Here is a 17,820-nt window from a genome sequence, read left to right on the forward strand (position 1 = left end):
GTCCGTGATCTGTACGCACGGGAGTCTAGGCCCTGCTAAAGGGACCGTAAGCAGTCGGTCGCGGATCAGTCATGGCCGGGTCATGCGTGGGTCCTACAGGCGGGTGGTGGGGTTATCCCCACCACGACCCTCCCAGCCACCCCATGGCGTGGGTCTTCGCGGCCGTGCAGGCTAGAGCCTTATGACCGCCCGTATCAGCTTCACCGACGACGACCGGCCACCGCCGGCACGTTTCGCCTTCGGCAGGCACACGTGGAAGGAGATCGCCCATCTCCTCGCCAATCTGCCGGTGTCGATCGCCGGATTCGTCTATGTCGTGATCGTCGTGCCCACCGGCGCCGTGCTGTCCGTCACCGTGATCGGCCTGCCCTGGCTCGCCGGCGGTCTGGCCGGTGCCCGGCTGCTGGGCAAGGCCGAGCGGGCGCGGGCGCGCGCCCTGCTGGGGCTGCGGATCGAGGAGCCGAGTCCGCTGCGCGGCCGCAGCCGTGATGAGCGGCGCGCACGTGGTTCCGACGGGTTCTTCCCGTGGTTGTGGACGGGGTTGAAGGACCCGGTGGCCTGGCGCACCGTGTTGTACGAGTTCATCCGGCTGCCCTGGGGGATCGTGACGTTCACGGTCACCCTGGTGAGCCTCTTCCTGTTCTGGCCGGTGCTGCCCTTCATCGCGCGCGGCCTCACGAACGCCGACCGGGCCATGGTGCGCGGACTGCTTTCGCCGTCCGACGAGTTGGAGAGCCGGATCGCGGAGCTGGAGTCGGACCGGGGCGTCGTGGTGGACACGGCCGCCGCCGATCTGCGCCGTATCGAGCGCGACCTGCACGACGGGGCGCAGGCCCGGCTGGTGGCTCTCGCCATGGGGCTCGGCCTCGCCAAGGAGAAGCTGCTGAACGATCCGGAGGCGGCGGCGAGCATGGTCGACGAGGCGCACGGCGAGGTGAAGCTGGCCCTCCAGGAGCTGCGCGATCTCGCGCGCGGCATCCACCCGGCCGTCCTGACGGACCGGGGGCTGGACGCGGCGCTGTCCTCCGTCGCCTCCCGCTGCACCGTGCCGGTCAAGGTCGACGTCGAGCTGGACGAGCGTCCGGCGGCGGCGATCGAGGGCATCGCGTACTTCACCGTCTCGGAGCTCTTGCAGAACGTCAGCAAGCACAGCGGCGCGCGCATGGCCGGCGTCGAGGTGTGGCGGGCGAATGACCGGCTGCTGATCCAGATCCAGGACGACGGGCGCGGGGGCGCCCGGCTGGACGGCGGGACGGGGATGGCGGGGCTGGCCGAGCGCCTGGGCGCGGTCGACGGGCTTTTCGTCCTCGACTCACCGGTCGGGGGTCCGACGGTCGTCACGGCCGAACTTCCGTGGCGCAGGCGCGAGGAGTCCTGACCCCCAGCCGTGCGCCCGGCCTTGTGCGCGGGGCGTAAAACCGCACCGTCGGGGTGGGGAAAACCCCAGGGCGAAGACGGGTACGAACCTCATGGTGCGGGCGCGGCCGGCGGATCAGCATAGAGGTACGACATGAAGCACGACCGCCCCGCTCGCAGAACGGACGACACGATGGCCACGGATTACGGCACGCGGACCCAGCCACGGCGCCACACCCTTCATCCGGCCCTGCGCACTCCGTTCACGGGCCGCGCCTGGAAGGAGTTCGGCTATCTCCTGCTGAATCTTCCGATGGGCATCCTGTTCTTCGTCTACGCGATAACGACGATCTCGCTGAGTGCGGGGCTCCTGGTGACCTTCCTCGGCATTCCGCTGCTGGCCGCCGCGCTCATCGGCTGCCGGGGCCTGGGCGCCCTCGAGCGGGCGAGGGCACGGGCCCTGCTCGGTGTGGACGTCGCGAGCCCGCTGCCGGTGCACGGGAAGGAGCCCGGTCTGATGCCGTGGGTCGGCGCGGTCCTCAAGAGCGGGGTGTCCTGGCGGCATCTGCTCTACGGTTTCCTGCACTTCCCTTGGGCGATGTTCTCGTTCGTCACGTCCTTCACCGTCACGGTCACCGGCTGGGCCCTTTTCCTCTATCCGCTGTGGCAGTGGGTCTTCCCCGAGATGACGGACGCGGACGGCATCGTGATCTTCAGTGACGGCACCCATGACTTCTATGTGGACACCCCGTTCGAGATAGCCGCCACCAGCGTGATCGGTCTCGTCATCGTCCTCGCCTCGCCGTGGCTGAACCGTGGGCTGACGTGTGTGGACCGACTGCTGGTCACCGGGCTGCTCGGCCCGTCCAAGCTGGCGACGCGCGTCACCGAGCTGGAGTCGGACCGGGGCGTCGTGGTGGACACGGCCGCCGCCGATCTGCGCCGTATCGAGCGCGACCTGCACGACGGGGCGCAGGCCCGGCTGGTGGCCCTGGCCATGGATCTGGGGCTGGCGAAGGAGAAGCTGCTGGCGGACCCGGAGGCGGCGGCGCGGATGGTGGACGAGGCGCACGGCGAGGTCAAGGTCGCGCTTCAGGAGCTGCGCGATCTGGCGCGGGGCATACACCCGGCGGTCCTCACGGACCGGGGGCTGGACGCGGCGCTGTCCTCCGTCGCCTCCCGCTGCACCGTGCCGGTTCAGGTCGAGGTCGACCTGGGGTCGCGCCCGGCGGCGGCGATCGAGGGCATCGCGTACTTCACCGTCTCGGAGCTTCTGCAGAACGTGAGCAAGCACGCCCGTGCCACCCGCGCCTCGGTGGATGTGTGGCGGATGCAGGACCGGCTGATGCTCCAGGTCTCGGACGACGGCCAGGGCGGCGCGAACACCTCGTCGGGCAGCGGTCTGGCGGGGCTCGCGGAGCGGCTGGACGCGGTGGACGGGATCCTGGTGGTCGACTCTCCGGCCGGCGGTCCGACGACGGTGACGGCGGAGCTGCCCTGGCGGAAGTGACGCCCGAGGCCGACCGGCTCTTGCCGCTCTCCAGAGCGGGAAGAGCGAGACGCGCTACACAGAGGCGAGCGGCGCAGCAGGGCACACGGCACCACAGGCACACAAGACAGTCGCCTACGCGGCTGCGGCGCACGGGACCTCGTCCGGTGCGCCGCAGCCGCGTCTCCCAGTTTGATCAGGTCCGGTTCAGTGCGCCCCGCGCCGATGGGAATACTGGGATGCTGGGAAGGCTGCGCGGGCGCGCGGCGCATACGCGCATTCGACATGGGGGCGACACGGTCGTGGAGGACAGGGTACGAGTGGTCATCGCCGAGGATTCGGTGCTCCTGCGGGAGGGCCTGACCCGGCTGCTCACCGATCTCGGGCATGACGTCGTCGCCGGTGTCGGGGACGGCGAGGCGCTGATCAAGACCGTCGGCGACCTGGCCCGGGAGGGCGCGGCGCCGGACGTGGTGGTGGCCGACGTACGGATGCCGCCGACGCACACCGACGAAGGGGTCCGGGCGGCCGTCCAACTGCGCAAGGAGCATCCGGGGATAGGTGTGCTCGTGCTGTCGCAGTACGTGGAGGAGCAGTACGCGACGGAGCTGCTCGCGGGCAGCAGCCGGGGCGTCGGCTATCTGCTCAAGGACCGGGTGGCCGAGGTCCGGGAGTTCGTGGACGCGGTCGTACGGGTGGCCAGGGGCGGCACCGCGCTGGACCCCGAGGTGGTGGCGCAGCTCCTGGGCCGCAGCCGTAAGCAGGACGTGCTGGTCGGCCTGACCCCCCGGGAGCGCGAGGTGCTGGGCCTGATGGCGGAGGGCCGTACGAACTCGGCGATCGCCAGGCAGCTCGTCGTGAGCGACGGCGCGGTGGAGAAGCACGTCAGCAACATCTTCCAGAAGCTGGGCCTGTCGCCCAGTGACGGAGATCACCGCCGGGTGCTGGCCGTGCTGACGTATCTCAACTCGTGACGGGGCCGGTGGCGTCCCCGGCGGTGCCTTACGCCACGGTCAGGGGGCCCGGCGCCGAGGTCATGTAGTGGGCACGCAAAGGGGTCCTAGTCCAAAAGGCTGAGTTCGAATCCGTACAGATCGGGATGAACACAGAGCACCCGAGGGGAGAGAAAACATGGCAAATTGCCACATCGAAACGTCTCAGAATGACGTCCAGCATGCGAGCGGTCCAGGGAAGGCGACCCTTACCGACGTAGGGTGGCCCCCGGGTGCTCCGGTCGCGCCGGTCAGCCCCAGCAGCCGCCTCGAGGGAGGTCCAGTTCAGTGACCAGCCAGGTCAGTAGCCCAGCCGAGCAGGCCGACGAGGCTGACGACGCGAGTGAGTCCGTCGTCGGCGAACAGCGCACCGTGTCCGAGGCGTCCGGTGTGCCGGGCGTGCCCGGCGAGAAGGAAGTCCGCCGTCTGGACCGGGTGATCATCCGTTTCGCGGGCGACTCCGGTGACGGCATGCAGCTCACGGGTGACCGGTTCACCTCGGAGACGGCGTCGTTCGGCAACGACCTGTCGACGCTGCCGAACTTCCCGGCCGAGATCCGCGCGCCCGCCGGCACCCTGCCGGGCGTCTCCTCGTTCCAGCTCCACTTCGCCGACCACGACATCCTCACCCCGGGTGACGCGCCGAACGTGCTGGTGGCGATGAACCCGGCCGCGCTCAAGGCGAACATCGGCGACGTGCCGCGCGGTGCCGACATCATCGTCAACACGGACGAGTTCACCAAGCGCCCCATGGCGAAGGTCGGTTACACCACCTCGCCGCTGGAGGACGGGTCGCTGGAGGCGTACCAGCTCCACCCCGTCCCGCTGACGACGCTGACGATCGAGGCGCTCAAGGACTTCGGGCTCTCCCGCAAGGAGGCCGAGCGCTCGAAGAACATGTTCGCGCTGGGTCTGCTGTCGTGGATGTACCACCGCCCCACCGAGGGCACGGAGAGTTTCCTGCGGACGAAGTTCGCGAAGAAGCCGCATATCGCCGAGGCCAACGTGGCCGCGTTCCGCGCGGGCTGGAACTTCGGCGAGACCACCGAGGACTTCGCGGTCAGTTACGAAGTCGCCCCCGCCACCAAGGCGTTCCCGCCCGGCACCTACCGCAACATCTCCGGGAACCTGGCTCTGTCGTACGGGCTGATCGCCGCCGCCCACCAGGCGGAGCTGCCCCTCTTCCTCGGGTCGTACCCGATCACCCCGGCGTCCGACATCCTCCACGAGCTGTCCCGCCACAAGAACTTCGGCGTCCGCACCTTCCAGGCGGAGGACGAGATCGCCGCCATCGGCGCGGCGCTCGGCGCGTCCTTCGGCGGCTCCCTCGCCGTGACGACCACCTCCGGGCCCGGTGTGGCCCTCAAGTCGGAGACGATCGGCCTGGCGGTCTCGCTGGAGCTGCCCCTGCTGGTGGTGGCGATCCAGCGCGGCGGGCCCTCGACCGGTCTGCCCACCAAGACCGAACAGGCCGACCTCCTCCAGGCGATGTACGGCCGTAACGGCGAGGCGCCGGTGCCGATCGTCGCCCCGCAGACCCCGGCGGACTGCTTCGACGCGGCCATGGAGGCGGCCCGGATCGCGACCACGTACCGCACCCCGGTCTTCCTGCTCTCCGACGGCTATCTCGCCAACGGCTCCGAGCCCTGGCGGATCCCCGAGCAGGACGAACTGCCGGACCTGGGCGTGCAGTTCGCGTCGGGGACCAACCACACGCTGGCCGACGGCACGGACGTGTTCTGGCCGTACAAACGCGACCCGCACACCCTGGCCCGCCCGTGGGCCGTGCCCGGTACCCCCGGTCTCGAGCACCGCATCGGCGGCATCGAGAAGCAGGACGGCACGGGCAACATCTCCTACGACCCGGCCAACCACGACTTCATGGTCCGCACCCGCCAGGCCAAGATCGACGGCATCGAGGTACCGGACCTCGTCGTGGACGACCCGGACGGCGCGCGCACGCTCGTGCTCGGCTGGGGCTCCACGTACGGCCCGATCACCGCCGCCGTCCGCCGGCTGCGCACGAACGGCCACCCGATCGCGCAGGCGCATCTGCGCCACATCAACCCCTTCCCGAGGAATCTCGGCGAGGTGCTGAAGCGTTACGACAAGGTCGTGGTGCCGGAGATGAATCTGGGTCAGCTCGCCACGCTCCTGCGGGCGAAGTACCTCATCGACGCGCACTCCTACAACCAGGTCAACGGCATGCCGTTCAAGGCCGAACAGCTCGCCACGGCTCTCAAGGAGGCCATCGATGCCTGAGGTCAACGAGCTGCTTTCCCTCGTCCCCAAGGCCGCGGCCAAGCAGACCATGAAGGACTTCAAGTCCGACCAGGAAGTCCGCTGGTGCCCCGGCTGCGGTGACTACGCCGTTCTGGCCGCCGTCCAGGGCTTCATGCCGGACCTCGGGCTGGCCAAGGAGAACATCGTGTTCGTGTCCGGGATCGGCTGCTCCAGCCGCTTCCCGTACTACATGAACACCTACGGCATGCACTCCATCCACGGACGTGCGCCGGCCATCGCCACCGGCCTCGCCTCCTCGCGCCGCGATCTGTCCGTCTGGGTCGTCACCGGTGACGGCGACGCGCTGTCCATCGGCGGCAACCACCTCATCCACGCGCTGCGGCGCAACGTCAACCTCAAGATCCTGCTGTTCAACAACCGGATCTACGGGCTGACGAAGGGGCAGTACTCACCGACCTCCGAGATCGGCAAGATCACCAAGTCGACACCGATGGGCTCGCTGGACGCGCCCTTCAACCCGGTGTCACTGGCGATCGGCGCGGAGGCGTCCTTCGTGGCGCGGACCGTCGACTCCGACCGCAAGCACCTCACGAGCGTGCTGCGCCAGGCGGCCGACCACCCGGGCACGGCGCTCGTGGAGATCTACCAGAACTGCAACATCTTCAACGACGGTGCCTTCGAGGCGATGAAGGACAAGGACCGGGCCCAGGACGCGGTCATCCGCCTGGAGCACGGCGAGCGGATCCTCTTCGGTGCCGACAACTCCAAGGGTGTCGTACGGGATCCGGCGACCGGCGATCTCGTCGTCGTAGCGGTGACGGCGGACAACGAGCACCAGATCCTGGTGCACGACGCGCACGCCGCCAGCCCCACCACGGCGTTCGCGCTGTCGCGCCTCGCCGATCCGGACACGCTCCACCAGACGCCGATCGGTGTCCTGCGCAGCGTGGAGCGGCCGGTGTACGACACGCTGATGAACGAGCAGCTCGACACGGCCGTCGAGCAGCAGGGCAAGGGCGACCTGTCGCGGTTGCTGGCCGGCAACGACACGTGGACGGTCGTCGGCTGAGCCGTCCGACCACGCGTGTACGTCCCGGGGCCCGGATCTCGTCCTCCACGAGATCCGGGCCTCGTCTTTTTTCGCACCTGAGCCACCTTGAACCACCTGTCATGACCGTATGGCGATACGGGCATGACAGGCCGGCCCGCCCGGCGCTACCTTCGTCGAACTGATGTGTGTGCGGGGTTCGGGAGGGCAAGCCAGTGCCAGTGCCAGGGAAGTCGGACGGCGAGCAGCGGGCGGGATTGCTGTACGGAATCGGCGCCTACGGCATGTGGGGTCTGGTCCCGCTTTTCTGGCCCCTGCTCAAGCCCTCCGGCGCCGTCGAGATCCTGGCCCACCGGATGGTCTGGTCGCTGGCCGTCGTCGTGATCGCGCTGCTCGTGGTGCGCCGCTGGGCGTGGGTACGGGAGTTGCTGGGCCAGCCGCGCAAGCTCGGGCTGCTCGTGGTCGCCGCCACCGTGATCAGCGTCAACTGGGGCCTGTACATCTGGTCGGTCAACACCGGCCATGTCGTCGAGGCGTCCCTCGGCTACTTCATCAACCCTCTCGTCACCATCGCCATGGGCGTGCTGCTCCTCAAGGAGCGGCTGCGGCCCGCGCAGTGGACGGCGGTCGGCGTCGGCCTGGCCGCCGTACTGGTGCTGGCGATCGGATACGGGCAGCCGCCCTGGATCTCGCTGGCGCTGGCGTTCTCGTTCGCGACGTACGGGCTGGTGAAGAAGAAGGTCAACATCGGCGGACTGGAGTCGCTGGCCGCCGAGACCGTGATCCTTTTCGTGCCCGCGCTCGGCTATCTGCTCTGGCTCGGGGCCTCCGGGGACGCCACCTTCGGCCCGGAGGGGGCGGGGCATGCCGCGCTGCTGGCGGCCACCGGTGTGGTGACCGCCGTGCCGCTGGTGTGCTTCGGGGCGGCGGCGATACGCGTGCCGCTGTCGACGCTGGGGCTGTTGCAGTATCTGGCGCCGGTCTTCCAGTTCTTGCTGGGCATCCTGTACTTCCACGAGGCGATGCCGGCCGAGCGGTGGGCCGGCTTCGCGCTGGTGTGGGCGGCGCTGTCGATCCTGACGTGGGACGCGCTGCGCACGGCCCGCCGTACGAGGGCCGGGGCGGAGGCGTTGCGGCGGGCGGAGGCGGGGACGCCCCCGAAGGCCGCGCCCCGCGCTCAGCCCCCGGACGGGGCCAGGACCGTGGGCCGGGTCGAGTCGAGCGCGTCCGGGGCGGGGGCATCCGGGGCGGGGGCGTCCGGGGCGGGGGCGTCCGGTGAGTGAGGGCCGTGCGGCTTCCGGCGCTTCAGCCCCGTCGCCGTGACCACCAGTCCCAGCACCACCATCACCACCGGCACCACCAGCGCCGCCCGGAAGGCCTCCAGCGTCGCTTCCTGACCCGCCGTCGACGCCAGGCCGTACACGGCGGTCACCGCCGAGATACCGATCGCCGAGCCGAACTGCGTCGACGTGTGCAGCAGCCCGCTCGCCAGCCCCTGCTCGTGCGGCTCGACGCCGTCCGTCGCCGTGATGGACAGCGGCCCGTACGCCAGGGCGAACGCGACGCCGGTCAGCAGCAGCATCGGCGCCATCAGCCCGTACGACCAGTCCATACCGACCGGCAGGAACAGCCCGTACGCCAGGAGCGCCGCCACGAAACCGCCGATCACCACGCGGGTGTTGCCGAACCGGTTGACCAGGTGGGGCGTGAGGGTGGGGGCGAGGATCGCGTCGATGCCCATCAGTACCAGCGCGAGCGAGGTCTCCAGCGACGACCAGCCGCGCAGCTCCTGGAGATAGAGCGTCGCCATGAACTGGAAGCCGAAGAACGAGCCGAGGAACAGCAGCGCGCCCAGGTCGGCGCGGACCATCGACGCCTTACGGAAGATCCCGAGCCGCACCAGCGGGGCGGCGGCCCGGCGTTCGACCCCGACGAACACGTACACCAGCAGCAGTCCGACGGCGAACGCCCCCACCGTCAGCGGCCATCCGGTACCGCCGTGCTCCAGCCGTACGACTCCGGCGGCCAGCAGCAGCATCGCGCCCGCCGCGGCGGCGGCTCCCGGCAGGTCGAAGCCGTCCGCCGTCTTCTCGGGCACCTCGGCGGCGGCGCCGGTACGCGGCAGCACCCGGAGCGTGGCGAGCAGGAGGGCGCCCGCCAGCAGTACGGGGGCGAAGAACACCCAGCGCCAGCCGATCTGTGTCAGCAGACCACCGATGACCATGCCGAGCGAGAAGCCTGCCGCGCCCGTACCGGCGAAGACGAGCAGTGCGCGGTTGCGCTGCGGCCCCTGTTCGTAGGAGGTGGTGATGATCGACATCGCCGCCGGGGTCATGAAGGCGGCCGACACTCCGGTGACGAAGCGGGCGACCAGCAGCATCCAGCCCTCGGTCGCGAAGCCGCCGAGACCGGAGAAGAGCATGAAGACCGTCAGCCAGAGCAGGAACATCCGGCGCCGGCCGAGCAGGTCGGCGGCGCGCCCGCCGAGCAGGGTGAATCCGGCGTAGCCGAGGATGTACGCGCTCATCACCCAGGCCGCGGTGCCGGTCGACAGACCGAGGTCGGCCCGGATGGAGGGGACGGCGACGGCGAGCATCGCGACGTCGATCCCCTCCAGGAAGATCGTCCCGGACAGAACCAGCAGCAGCGCCCAGGCCCGCGCTGACAAGGCTGGGACGGATCCTGGGGCCCGGGTGGCGGATGGCATGGCTGTCTCCTCGAAAGAGATCGGTTACCGGTCCGAGGGTCGGTTCCCTCTTGTAACCATCTCGATCCTGCGGCACGATGGGGTGTCATGGAAGAAGGCACTTTGAAGTCACCGAGGCACCGGGCGGGTACCGCGGCCGCCGCGGCGAACGTCGTGGGCGCCGCAGCCCGCTGCGACTACGGGGAAGCGGACCCCTTCCAGTGGGACACCCGCGAGGACTGCGAGGTACGGCAGATCCTCGACCGCATCGGCGACAAGTGGTCGCTGCTGGTCATCGCCCTGCTCGACCTGAACACGCTGCGCTTCACCGAGCTGCGCCGGGAGATCGACGGCATCAGCCAGCGCATGCTGACGGTCACACTGCGCCAGTTGGAACGCGACGGCCTCGTGAAGCGCACGGTGCATCCGGTGGTGCCGCCGCGCGTGGAGTACCAACTGACGCCGATGGGACGGACGCTGCACACGACGATCAACGCGCTGGTGGCCTGGACGGAGGAACACCAGAACCAGATCGCGGCGGCACGCGAGGACTACGACCTGCGCACGGCGGAGGCGTCGATGGCGGCGGCGCTCTGACGGCCACGACGCCGGCCGCGATGCCGGCCGCGATGCCGGCCGCGATGGACGTTGACCGGGCCCGGCCGGTAGCCGGTTTGTCCTCGATCGCCGGACGGGCCTATTAGGCCCGTCCGGCGATCGAGGACAAGCGTGGCCCACGAGCCGCGCAACCCGGCCGACGCTCCGGGGCCACGGCGAACGAGCTGGGTCGCATGTCAGGGGCGCAAGTATCCGGAAGTCGAACACGTGTGTCCGATTCCCGCTCTTGACGGTGAGTGAAGCGCGCGTCGACCATCAGCACGCATCATGCGCACCACCTTCCGTCAGTCCCCGTACGGAATCCGGAGCCCCCACACATGAAGCTCTGCTCGCTCTCCGTCACCGCTCGTTCCGTCCTCGTCAGCGCGCTCGCGATCGGTGGGCTGCTCGCGGCCACCACCAGCGCGACCGCCACCGCGACCGCGCCCGCGGCGCCGACCACGAACACGCCCGCCACCGCGACCGCGCCCGCGGCGCCGACCACGAACACGCCCGCCACCGCGCCCGCCACCGTCCTCGCCGCGCCCGACATATCCCTCGCCAGCGTCAAGGCGCACCTCACCCAGTTCTCCTCCATAGCCGCCGCCAACGGCGGCAACCGCGCCCACGGCCGCCCCGGCTATCTGGCGTCGGTCAACTATGTGAAGGGCAAGCTGGACGCGGCCGGGTTCACCACCTCCGTACAGCAGTTCACCTCCGGCGGCAGCGTCGGCTACAACCTGATCGCCGACTGGCCCGGCGGCGACCCCAACCAGGTCGTGATGGCCGGTGCCCACCTCGACTCGGTGACGTCGGGCGCCGGGATCAACGACAACGCGTCCGGCTCCGCCGCCGTACTGGAGACCGCGCTCGCGGTGTCCAGAGCCGGGCTCCAGCCCACGAAGCATCTGCGGTTCGGCTGGTGGGGCGCGGAGGAGCTGGGGCTGGTCGGCTCCCGCTACTACACGAACAACCTGCCGACCGCCGAGCGCGCGAAGCTCGACGGCTATCTGAACTTCGACATGATCGGCTCCTCCAACGCCGGCTACTTCGTCTACGACGACGACCCGGCCATCGAGCAGACCTTCAAGACCTACTTCGCCGGACTCGGCGTCCCGACGGAGATCGAGACCGAAGGCGACGGCCGCTCGGACCACGCCTCCTTCAAGACCATCGGCATACCGGTCGGCGGGCTGTTCACCGGCGCCGGACGTACGAAGACAACTGCCCAGGTCCAGAAGTGGGGCGGCACGGCCGGCCAGGCGTTCGACCGCTGCTACCACTCGTCCTGTGACACGACGGCGAGCATCAACGACACGGCGCTGAACCGCAACAGCGACGCCATCGCCTACGCGATCTGGGGGCTGGCCTCCTGACCCGCGCCCTCACGCACTGATGTCCTTCGCCGTGAAACGCGCCCAGGCCGCCGAGCCGAACACGGCCGCGTACACGCCCTGAAGGCCGAGATTCCGCAGCACATCGTCCCAGTAGAACGGCTCGCGGAGCAGATCGGCGAAGGACAGCCAGTAGTGCGGGAAGAGATACGGGTGGATCCCGTGCAACTGCGGGATCGTGTCCAGGATCTGCACCGTGATCACCAGCCCGACCGTCGTCGCCATGGCGGCGATACCGCTGTTGGTGAGGGTGGAGACGAACAGGCCGAGCGCCGCGAGCCCGATCAGTGAGGCGGCGACCAGCAGCGCTATCAGCAGCGCCCTGAGCAGGCCGTCGCCGAAGGAAATGCGAGTGCCGGAGATGGTTGTGACCTCGCCGAGCGGGAACAGCAGCGCCCCCACGATCAGCGCGGACACCGCCACCGCCACGGTCGCGGCCAGACAGAACACCAGCGTGGCCGCGTACTTGGCGAGCAGCAGCCGGGTCCGGCCCGCCGGTGCGACCAGCAGATAGCGCAGCGTGCCCGCGTTCGCCTCGCCCGCGACCGCGTCACCCGCCACGACGCCGACCGCCATCGGGAGGAAGACCGGCAACGTCGCGGCGAGCGCGGCGAAGACGAGGAACAGCCCGTTGTTCGTGACCTGCGTGAGGAAGGCCGGACCGCCCTGACCGCCCCCGCCGCCGACCGAACCGCCGTCGCTCGTCTCGATCTTGATGGCGATACCGATCAGGACCGGTACGGCCGCCAGCACGCCCAGCAGCGCGAGGGTCCGCCAGCGGCGGAAGGTGGTGGTCAGCTCGGAGCGCAGCAGTCCGAACGTCCACAGCGGTGATACGGGACGGGCACGGGCACCCGTATCTGCCCCCGCGTCCGTACCCACCGGATCGACCTCAACCCGCGACATCGAAACCCTCCCCCGTCAGCGCCACGAACGCGTCCTCCAGCGACGCCCGTTCGACCCCGAAGGCCCGCACGCGCACCCCCGCCCGTACCAGCCCGGCGTTCAGCTCCGCCCGCTCGGCCGGCTCCCCGTCGTCCGGCACCGGCAGCTCCCCGGTCACCCTGTCCCCGGCCACCGTCACATCGGTGACCCCCAGCTCCTTCAACACCCGCGCCGCGTCCGCCGGATCGGGTGTCGTGACCGCCAGCCGTCCACGGGTGCCCGCCGCCAGCTCCGCGACCGTGCCCTGGGTCAGCAGCCGGCCGCGCGCCATCACGGCGGCGTGTGTGCACACCTGCTCGATCTCGTCCAGCAGATGCGAGGAGAGGAAGACCGTGGTCCCCTCCCCCGCCAGCTCCCGCACGAGCGCCCTGATCTCGCGCATGCCCTGCGGGTCGAGCCCGTTCGTCGGCTCGTCGAGCACCAGGAGTCTGCGCGGCTGGAGCAGCGCGGCGGCGAGCGCGAGCCGCTGCTTCATACCGAGCGAGTACGCCTTCGCCTTCTTGCCGCCCGCCGCCGTGAGCCCGACCCGCTCCAGCGCCTCGGCCACTCTGGTGCGCCGGGTGCGTGGGTCGGCCGTCGGGTCGGCGGAGTCGTAGCGCAGGAGATTGTCGCGGCCGTTCAAGTACCCGTACAGCGCGGGGCCTTCGATCAGCGCGCCCACCTGCGGCAGTACGGCTCCGGCGGCGCGCGGCATGGCGCGGCCGAGGACCGACGCGGTGCCCGCGGTCGGCTCTATCAGGCCCATCAGCATGCGGATGGTGGTGGTCTTGCCGGAGCCGTTGGGGCCCAGGAAGCCGAAGACGCTGCCGGCCGGTACGGCGAGGTCGAGACGGTCGACCGCGAGCTGCCCGCCCCGGTAGCGCTTGCTGAGCCCGCGTGTCTCTATGACGACGGTCATCCCGCGCCCATCCTTTCTCCCCGATCGCGGTGCGGACAGCGGTCCGCCCCGCCGTACGGAGCGTACGACGGGGCGGGGCGTCCATGCGTGGTGCTTGGCGCTACTTCGCCTCGTCGGCCGCCTTCACCAGCGCGTCCTTGGTGACCGCGCCGACGTAGACCTTGCCGTCGTCCGTCATCAGGGCGTTCACCAGGCGCGTCTGGAAGACCGTGCCCGAACCGAACTTCCCCTCGACCTTGTCGCCCAGCGCGTCCATGAACTGCTGCGCCTGGGCCGGCATGTCCCCGGACGGGCCACCGGCCGGCGTCTGGCCGCCCGTGTCGAGCTGGACCACCGCGGTCCAGCCCTCGCCGATCACGTTCGGCTCGGCCCCGAGGCCCTTGGCGTCCTCGGCCGACTTGTGGGCGTCGGCCTCCTTGCCCGCGGCCTTCGACTCGTCGGCCTCCGTCACCTTCGCGCCCTTGGGGGGCGAGAAGTCGAAGGTGGACGCGGACGGCTTCGAGAAGTCGATCTTGGTGAAGCCGATATCGATCGCCGCCTTGCCCCCGCCGCTCGGCAGGAGCGTGAACTTCAGTGGCGTACCCGTCTTGGAGTCGACCGCCACCTTGATCGAGCCGACCGTCGAGCCGTCCTGCTTGGGCTTGATCAGCAACTGGTAGGCGTCACGGCCCGCGATCCGCGCCGTGCCGTCCACGGTCACCGAGGTGGTGTCACCGGCCGCCTTCAGCGCCTCCTGCGCGAAGTCCTGGGGCGTGGCGGGCAGATCCTTCGGAACGGCCTGGTCCTTGCCGTCCTTGCCGTCCTTGCCGTCCTCGCCGGAACCCTTCGCGTCGGCCGGCGCCTTCGCGTGATACGCCTCGTTCGAAGCGCTGTCGTACGCCCACACCTCACCCGCGTTGTGGATCAGGCTGTACTCGGCGGCGCTGTCGAGGATCGACACCCGCTGCTTGTCCGGTCCGTCGGCGGCGACGCGCAGTGTGTGCTCACCGGAGGCCAGCTCCATCAGCCGGCCGGTCGGCTCGGCGGCCGAACCGCCCTTCTCGCCGCCGTCCGCGCTGCCGCCACCCTCGGCGCCGCCCTTCGGCGCGAACGCTCCGGCGGCGGAACCGCCGAGGCCGCCGAGCGACGGGATACCGAGGTCCGTCGTGATCTTGACCGTGCCGGACAGTTGCTCGGTGTCGGACGCCGCGATCTTCTCGATCAGCTCCTGGGCGCTGATCTTCGGCAGGTCCGGATCGCCCGACGCGGCGAGCGCCGGGACGAGACCGATGGTGGCCGCCGCGATTCCCGCGACCGCGACCGGGACGACATAGCGCGCCGCTCTGCGACGGCCCGCCGGAAGGTCCCCGGTCTCGCCGGTCTCGCCGGTGATCTGTGCGCTGTCGTTCGGTGCCATGTGTGCCCTACCTCCGTGGTCGGCGGCTTCCGTCCTCTGCACTCGTCCACCCCTTGCCGCCATTCTCACTCGAATTGGTCCGGGGTGGTGCTCTCCATAAGACCAAATCGGCTAATCGGAAGCGTCACCCCGCAGGGGCAACCTCGCGTACTGCCACGGGATGACAGTCGGGGCGGCCGGCTCCCCCGACCAGTAGGGGACGGGCCCGTCAACAGGCGTACTCAGCCCGCCCGGTGGACCACCGCGTCGCACAGCTCCAGCAGCGCGGACTTCGCGTAGCCCGCGGGCAGCGGAGTCAGCGCCGTACGCGCCTCCTCGGCGTACCGCACGGTGTCCCGCCGCGCCTGCTCCAGCGCCGGGTGGGCGCGCAGCCCGCTCAGCGCCTCCGCGTGCCGGGCGTCGTCCGTCAGGTCGCCGTCCAGCAGTTCGACCAGCTCCACGTCCTCCGGGCGGCCGTGCGCCCGCGCCTGCTCGCGCAGCAGCAGCACCGGCAGCGTGGGGATGCCCTCGCGCAGATCGGTGCCGGGGGTCTTGCCGGACTCGTGGGAGTCGCTGGCGATGTCCAGGACGTCGTCGGCGAGCTGGAAGGCGACGCCGAGCCGTTCGCCGTACTGCGTGAGGATGTCGGTGACCGACTCGTCGGCGCCGGAGGTCAGCGCGCCGAAGCGGCCCGACACGGCGAACAGGGCGCCGGTCTTGCCGGCGAGCACGTCGAGGTAGTGGCTGACGGGGTCGCGCCCGTCGCGCGGTCCGGCCGTCTCCAGGATCTGACCCGTCACCAGCCGCTCGAACGCCTCGGCCTGGATCCGTACGGCCTCCGGCCCGAGGTCCGCCAGGATGTGCGACGCGCGCGCGAAGAGGAAGTCGCCGGTGAGGACCGCGACGGAGTTGCCCCAGCGGCTGTTGGCGCTGTCCACACCCCGGCGTACGTCCGCCTCGTCCATCACGTCGTCGTGGTAGAGCGTCGCCAGATGGGTCAGCTCGACGACCACGGCCGCCGGCACGATCCCGGGGGCGTACGGGTCACCGAACTGGGCCGCCAGCATCACGACCAGCGGCCGGAACCGCTTGCCGCCGGCGCGCACCAGATGCTGCGCCGCTTCCGTGATGAAGGGGACCTCGCTCTTGGTGGCTTCGAGGAGACCCGCCTCCACGGCCGACAACCCGGCCAGGACATCGGCTTCAAGAGCCGGGTCCCGCACGCTCAGCCCGAACGGCCCGACGACGGTCACGAGGGGTACTCCTGTCTGCTGACGATCACATGGATTGTCGATGTGTCGCTGCTGTCATTCAAGTCAGCGTATCCGGTCGGGTTTCGATCACCATGGGCGCCTTCCCGGCTCCACCCGTATGTTCGTGATCAGTAAGTACGACCGGAACTGACCCTCTTTGTCCGCACCCCCTGCCCGTTCGGGCTACCGCCGGTACGGTCCCCCAACACCCCACCACACTCCGGCCCTTTCGGTCATTGCGCGCTTTTTATCACTGCCGCGGCTGGGCAACACCGACGTAACGTGTCCCGCATCGATCCGGAAAGCGAGGCAGCACCGATGCCCGAGCAGAGCCCGCTCGAACTGGCCGAGGGCGATCCCTTCGGTCCGCACAACCTCCCGTACGGCGTCTTCACCACGGCCGACGAGCCCGAGCGCCGCCGGCTCGGGGTCCGCGTCGGCGGCCATGTGCTCGACGCGGGAGCCGCCGCGCACGCGCTGGGCTCCCCGTACGCCGCGCTGCTGGACCGGCCCTCCCTCAACCCGCTCATGGCGGCCGGACGCACCACCTGGCGCGATGTACGCCGGGCGCTCACCGCGTGGGTCACGGTCCCCGCCCACCGGCCGGACATAGAGCCCCTGCTGCACCCGCTCGGGTCGGTCACGATGCGTCTTCCTTACGAGGTCGCCGACTGGGTCGACTTCTACGCCAGCGAGCACCACGCCACCAACCTGGGCCGGATCTTCCGGCCCGACGGTGAGCCGCTGACGCCGAACTGGAAGCATCTGCCGATCGGTTACCACGGCCGCGCGGGCACGGTCGTCGTCTCGGGGACGGACATCGTGCGCCCGTCCGGGCAGCGCAAGGGGCCCGCCGATCCCGTTCCCGTCTTCGGGCCCTCGGTCAAGCTCGACATCGAGACGGAGGTCGGCTTCGTCGTCGGCGCCCCGTCGCCGATGGGCACCGCGGTGGAGCTGGCCGCCTTCGACGACCACGTCTTCGGGCTCTCGCTGCTCAACGACTGGTCGGCGCGCGACATCCAGGGCTGGGAGAACGTGCCGCTGGGGCCGTTCCTCGGCAAGTCCTTCGCCACGTCCGTGTCGGCCTGGGTGACGCCCCTGGAGGCCCTGGACGCGGCGCGGGTGTCTCCCCCGCCCCGTACGCACCCGCTGCTGCCGTATCTGGACGACGCGGACGAGGAGGTGCCCGGCGGCTTCGACCTGCGGATCACGGTCACGCTCAACGGCCAGGTGCTCTCCGAGCCGCCGTTCGCGGGCATGTACTGGACGGCGGCGCAGCAGCTCGCCCATATGACGGTGAACGGCGCCTCGCTGCGCACGGGCGATCTGTACGGCTCCGGCACGGTCAGCGGCCCCGAACGCGGCCAGCGCGGCTCGCTGATCGAGCTGAGCTGGAACGGCACGGAGCCGGTCGAACTGACCGACGGCAAGCGGACGTTCCTCCAGGACGGCGACGAGGTCACCCTCACCGCCTGGGCCCCGGGCCCGGACGGCACCCGCGTGGGCCTCGGCGAGGTGACGGGCCGGATCACCGCGGGGTGAG

At 70.3% G+C, this 17,820-nt stretch carries 13 protein-coding genes and 1 pseudogene; 9 read left to right on the plus strand and 5 right to left on the minus strand.

What is annotated here, in order from left to right; translation table 11 throughout:
* Positions 1-181: 181 nt before the first annotated feature.
* From OG329_RS15920 to rarD, 6 genes are all read left to right on the plus strand, one after another.
* Positions 182-1,378 (plus strand): sensor histidine kinase, encoded by a 1,197-nt coding sequence (locus tag OG329_RS15920; protein ID WP_405795793.1) that lies wholly within the window; start codon positions 182-184, stop codon positions 1,376-1,378.
* A gap of 171 nt (positions 1,379-1,549) precedes the next feature.
* Positions 1,550-2,866, plus strand: a complete 1,317-nt coding sequence (locus tag OG329_RS15925; RefSeq protein WP_405801859.1) for a sensor histidine kinase — start codon at positions 1,550-1,552, stop codon at positions 2,864-2,866.
* Positions 2,867-3,147: 281 nt separating this feature from the next.
* Positions 3,148-3,819 carry a response regulator transcription factor gene (locus OG329_RS15930; RefSeq protein ID WP_329076666.1) on the plus strand — a complete coding sequence of 224 codons (672 nt, stop codon included), beginning with the start codon at positions 3,148-3,150 and terminating at the stop codon, positions 3,817-3,819.
* Between the two features lie 306 nt (positions 3,820-4,125).
* A complete protein-coding gene (locus OG329_RS15935; protein ID WP_405795795.1) occupies positions 4,126-6,099 on the plus strand; it encodes a 2-oxoacid:acceptor oxidoreductase subunit alpha in 1,974 nt (657 codons plus the stop codon).
* Positions 6,092-7,150: a 2-oxoacid:ferredoxin oxidoreductase subunit beta gene (locus OG329_RS15940; RefSeq protein WP_405795796.1), complete on the plus strand. Its 1,059-nt coding sequence runs from the start codon at positions 6,092-6,094 to the stop codon at positions 7,148-7,150. The genes OG329_RS15935 and OG329_RS15940 overlap by 8 nt, the downstream gene beginning before the upstream one ends.
* A gap of 263 nt (positions 7,151-7,413) precedes the next feature.
* Positions 7,414-8,412, plus strand: coding sequence for an EamA family transporter RarD (gene rarD, locus OG329_RS15945; RefSeq protein ID WP_405801861.1), 999 nt, complete (start codon positions 7,414-7,416; stop codon positions 8,410-8,412).
* Here rarD and OG329_RS15950 read toward each other — a convergent pair.
* Positions 8,307-9,836 carry an MFS transporter gene (locus OG329_RS15950; protein WP_405795798.1) on the minus strand — a complete coding sequence of 510 codons (1,530 nt, stop codon included), beginning with the start codon at positions 9,834-9,836 and terminating at the stop codon, positions 8,307-8,309. The genes rarD and OG329_RS15950 overlap by 106 nt on opposite strands.
* An 87-nt stretch (positions 9,837-9,923) precedes the next feature.
* Here OG329_RS15950 and OG329_RS15955 point away from each other — a divergent pair, with 87 nt between their 5' ends.
* A complete protein-coding gene (locus tag OG329_RS15955) occupies positions 9,924-10,412 on the plus strand; it encodes a winged helix-turn-helix transcriptional regulator (protein ID WP_405795799.1) in 489 nt (162 codons plus the stop codon).
* A 338-nt stretch (positions 10,413-10,750) separates the two neighbouring features.
* Positions 10,751-11,785: pseudogene (locus OG329_RS15960) on the plus strand (M28 family metallopeptidase); the annotation flags it as partial.
* Between the two features lie 12 nt (positions 11,786-11,797).
* On the opposite strand, the gene OG329_RS15965 reads toward OG329_RS15960, so the two are convergent.
* The 4 genes from OG329_RS15965 to OG329_RS15980 all read right to left on the minus strand — a co-directional run bounded on the left by OG329_RS15965 (position 11,798) and on the right by OG329_RS15980 (position 16,277).
* Entirely contained in the window at positions 11,798-12,712 is a 915-nt protein-coding gene (locus OG329_RS15965; RefSeq protein WP_405795800.1) for an ABC transporter permease, read from the minus strand.
* On the minus strand, positions 12,699-13,649 hold the full coding sequence (locus tag OG329_RS15970) for an ATP-binding cassette domain-containing protein (protein ID WP_405795801.1): 951 nt from the start codon (positions 13,647-13,649) through the stop codon (positions 12,699-12,701). The genes OG329_RS15965 and OG329_RS15970 overlap by 14 nt, the downstream gene beginning before the upstream one ends.
* A gap of 100 nt (positions 13,650-13,749) precedes the next feature.
* Entirely contained in the window at positions 13,750-15,045 is a 1,296-nt protein-coding gene (locus tag OG329_RS15975) for a LolA family protein (RefSeq protein ID WP_405795803.1), read from the minus strand.
* Positions 15,046-15,266: 221 nt separating this feature from the next.
* Complete coding sequence (locus OG329_RS15980; protein ID WP_405795805.1) at positions 15,267-16,277, minus strand: polyprenyl synthetase family protein; 1,011 nt, start codon at positions 16,275-16,277, stop codon at positions 15,267-15,269.
* A 318-nt stretch (positions 16,278-16,595) separates the two neighbouring features.
* Here OG329_RS15980 and fahA point away from each other — a divergent pair, with 318 nt between their 5' ends.
* Positions 16,596-17,819: a fumarylacetoacetase gene (gene fahA / locus OG329_RS15985; RefSeq protein WP_405795807.1), complete on the plus strand. Its 1,224-nt coding sequence runs from the start codon at positions 16,596-16,598 to the stop codon at positions 17,817-17,819.
* Position 17,820 lies beyond the last annotated feature (1 nt).

The sequence above is a fragment of the Streptomyces sp. NBC_01506 genome, from assembly GCF_045040295.1.
In the GTDB taxonomy this organism is placed as follows: domain Bacteria; phylum Actinomycetota; class Actinomycetes; order Streptomycetales; family Streptomycetaceae; genus Streptomyces.

Coding starts and splice junctions, on each gene's coding strand:
- OG329_RS15920 (WP_405795793.1), top strand. CDS start 182: ATGACCGCCCGTATCAGCTTCACCGACGACGACCGGCCACCGCCGGCA.
- OG329_RS15925 (WP_405801859.1), top strand. CDS start 1,550: ATGGCCACGGATTACGGCACGCGGACCCAGCCACGGCGCCACACCCTT.
- OG329_RS15940 (WP_405795796.1), top strand. CDS start 6,092: ATGCCTGAGGTCAACGAGCTGCTTTCCCTCGTCCCCAAGGCCGCGGCC.
- rarD (WP_405801861.1), top strand. CDS start 7,414: ATGTGGGGTCTGGTCCCGCTTTTCTGGCCCCTGCTCAAGCCCTCCGGC.
- OG329_RS15950 (WP_405795798.1), bottom strand. CDS start 9,836: ATGCCATCCGCCACCCGGGCCCCAGGATCCGTCCCAGCCTTGTCAGCG.
- OG329_RS15955 (WP_405795799.1), top strand. CDS start 9,924: ATGGAAGAAGGCACTTTGAAGTCACCGAGGCACCGGGCGGGTACCGCG.
- OG329_RS15965 (WP_405795800.1), bottom strand. CDS start 12,712: ATGTCGCGGGTTGAGGTCGATCCGGTGGGTACGGACGCGGGGGCAGAT.
- OG329_RS15970 (WP_405795801.1), bottom strand. CDS start 13,649: ATGACCGTCGTCATAGAGACACGCGGGCTCAGCAAGCGCTACCGGGGC.
- OG329_RS15975 (WP_405795803.1), bottom strand. CDS start 15,045: ATGGCACCGAACGACAGCGCACAGATCACCGGCGAGACCGGCGAGACC.
- fahA (WP_405795807.1), top strand. CDS start 16,596: ATGCCCGAGCAGAGCCCGCTCGAACTGGCCGAGGGCGATCCCTTCGGT.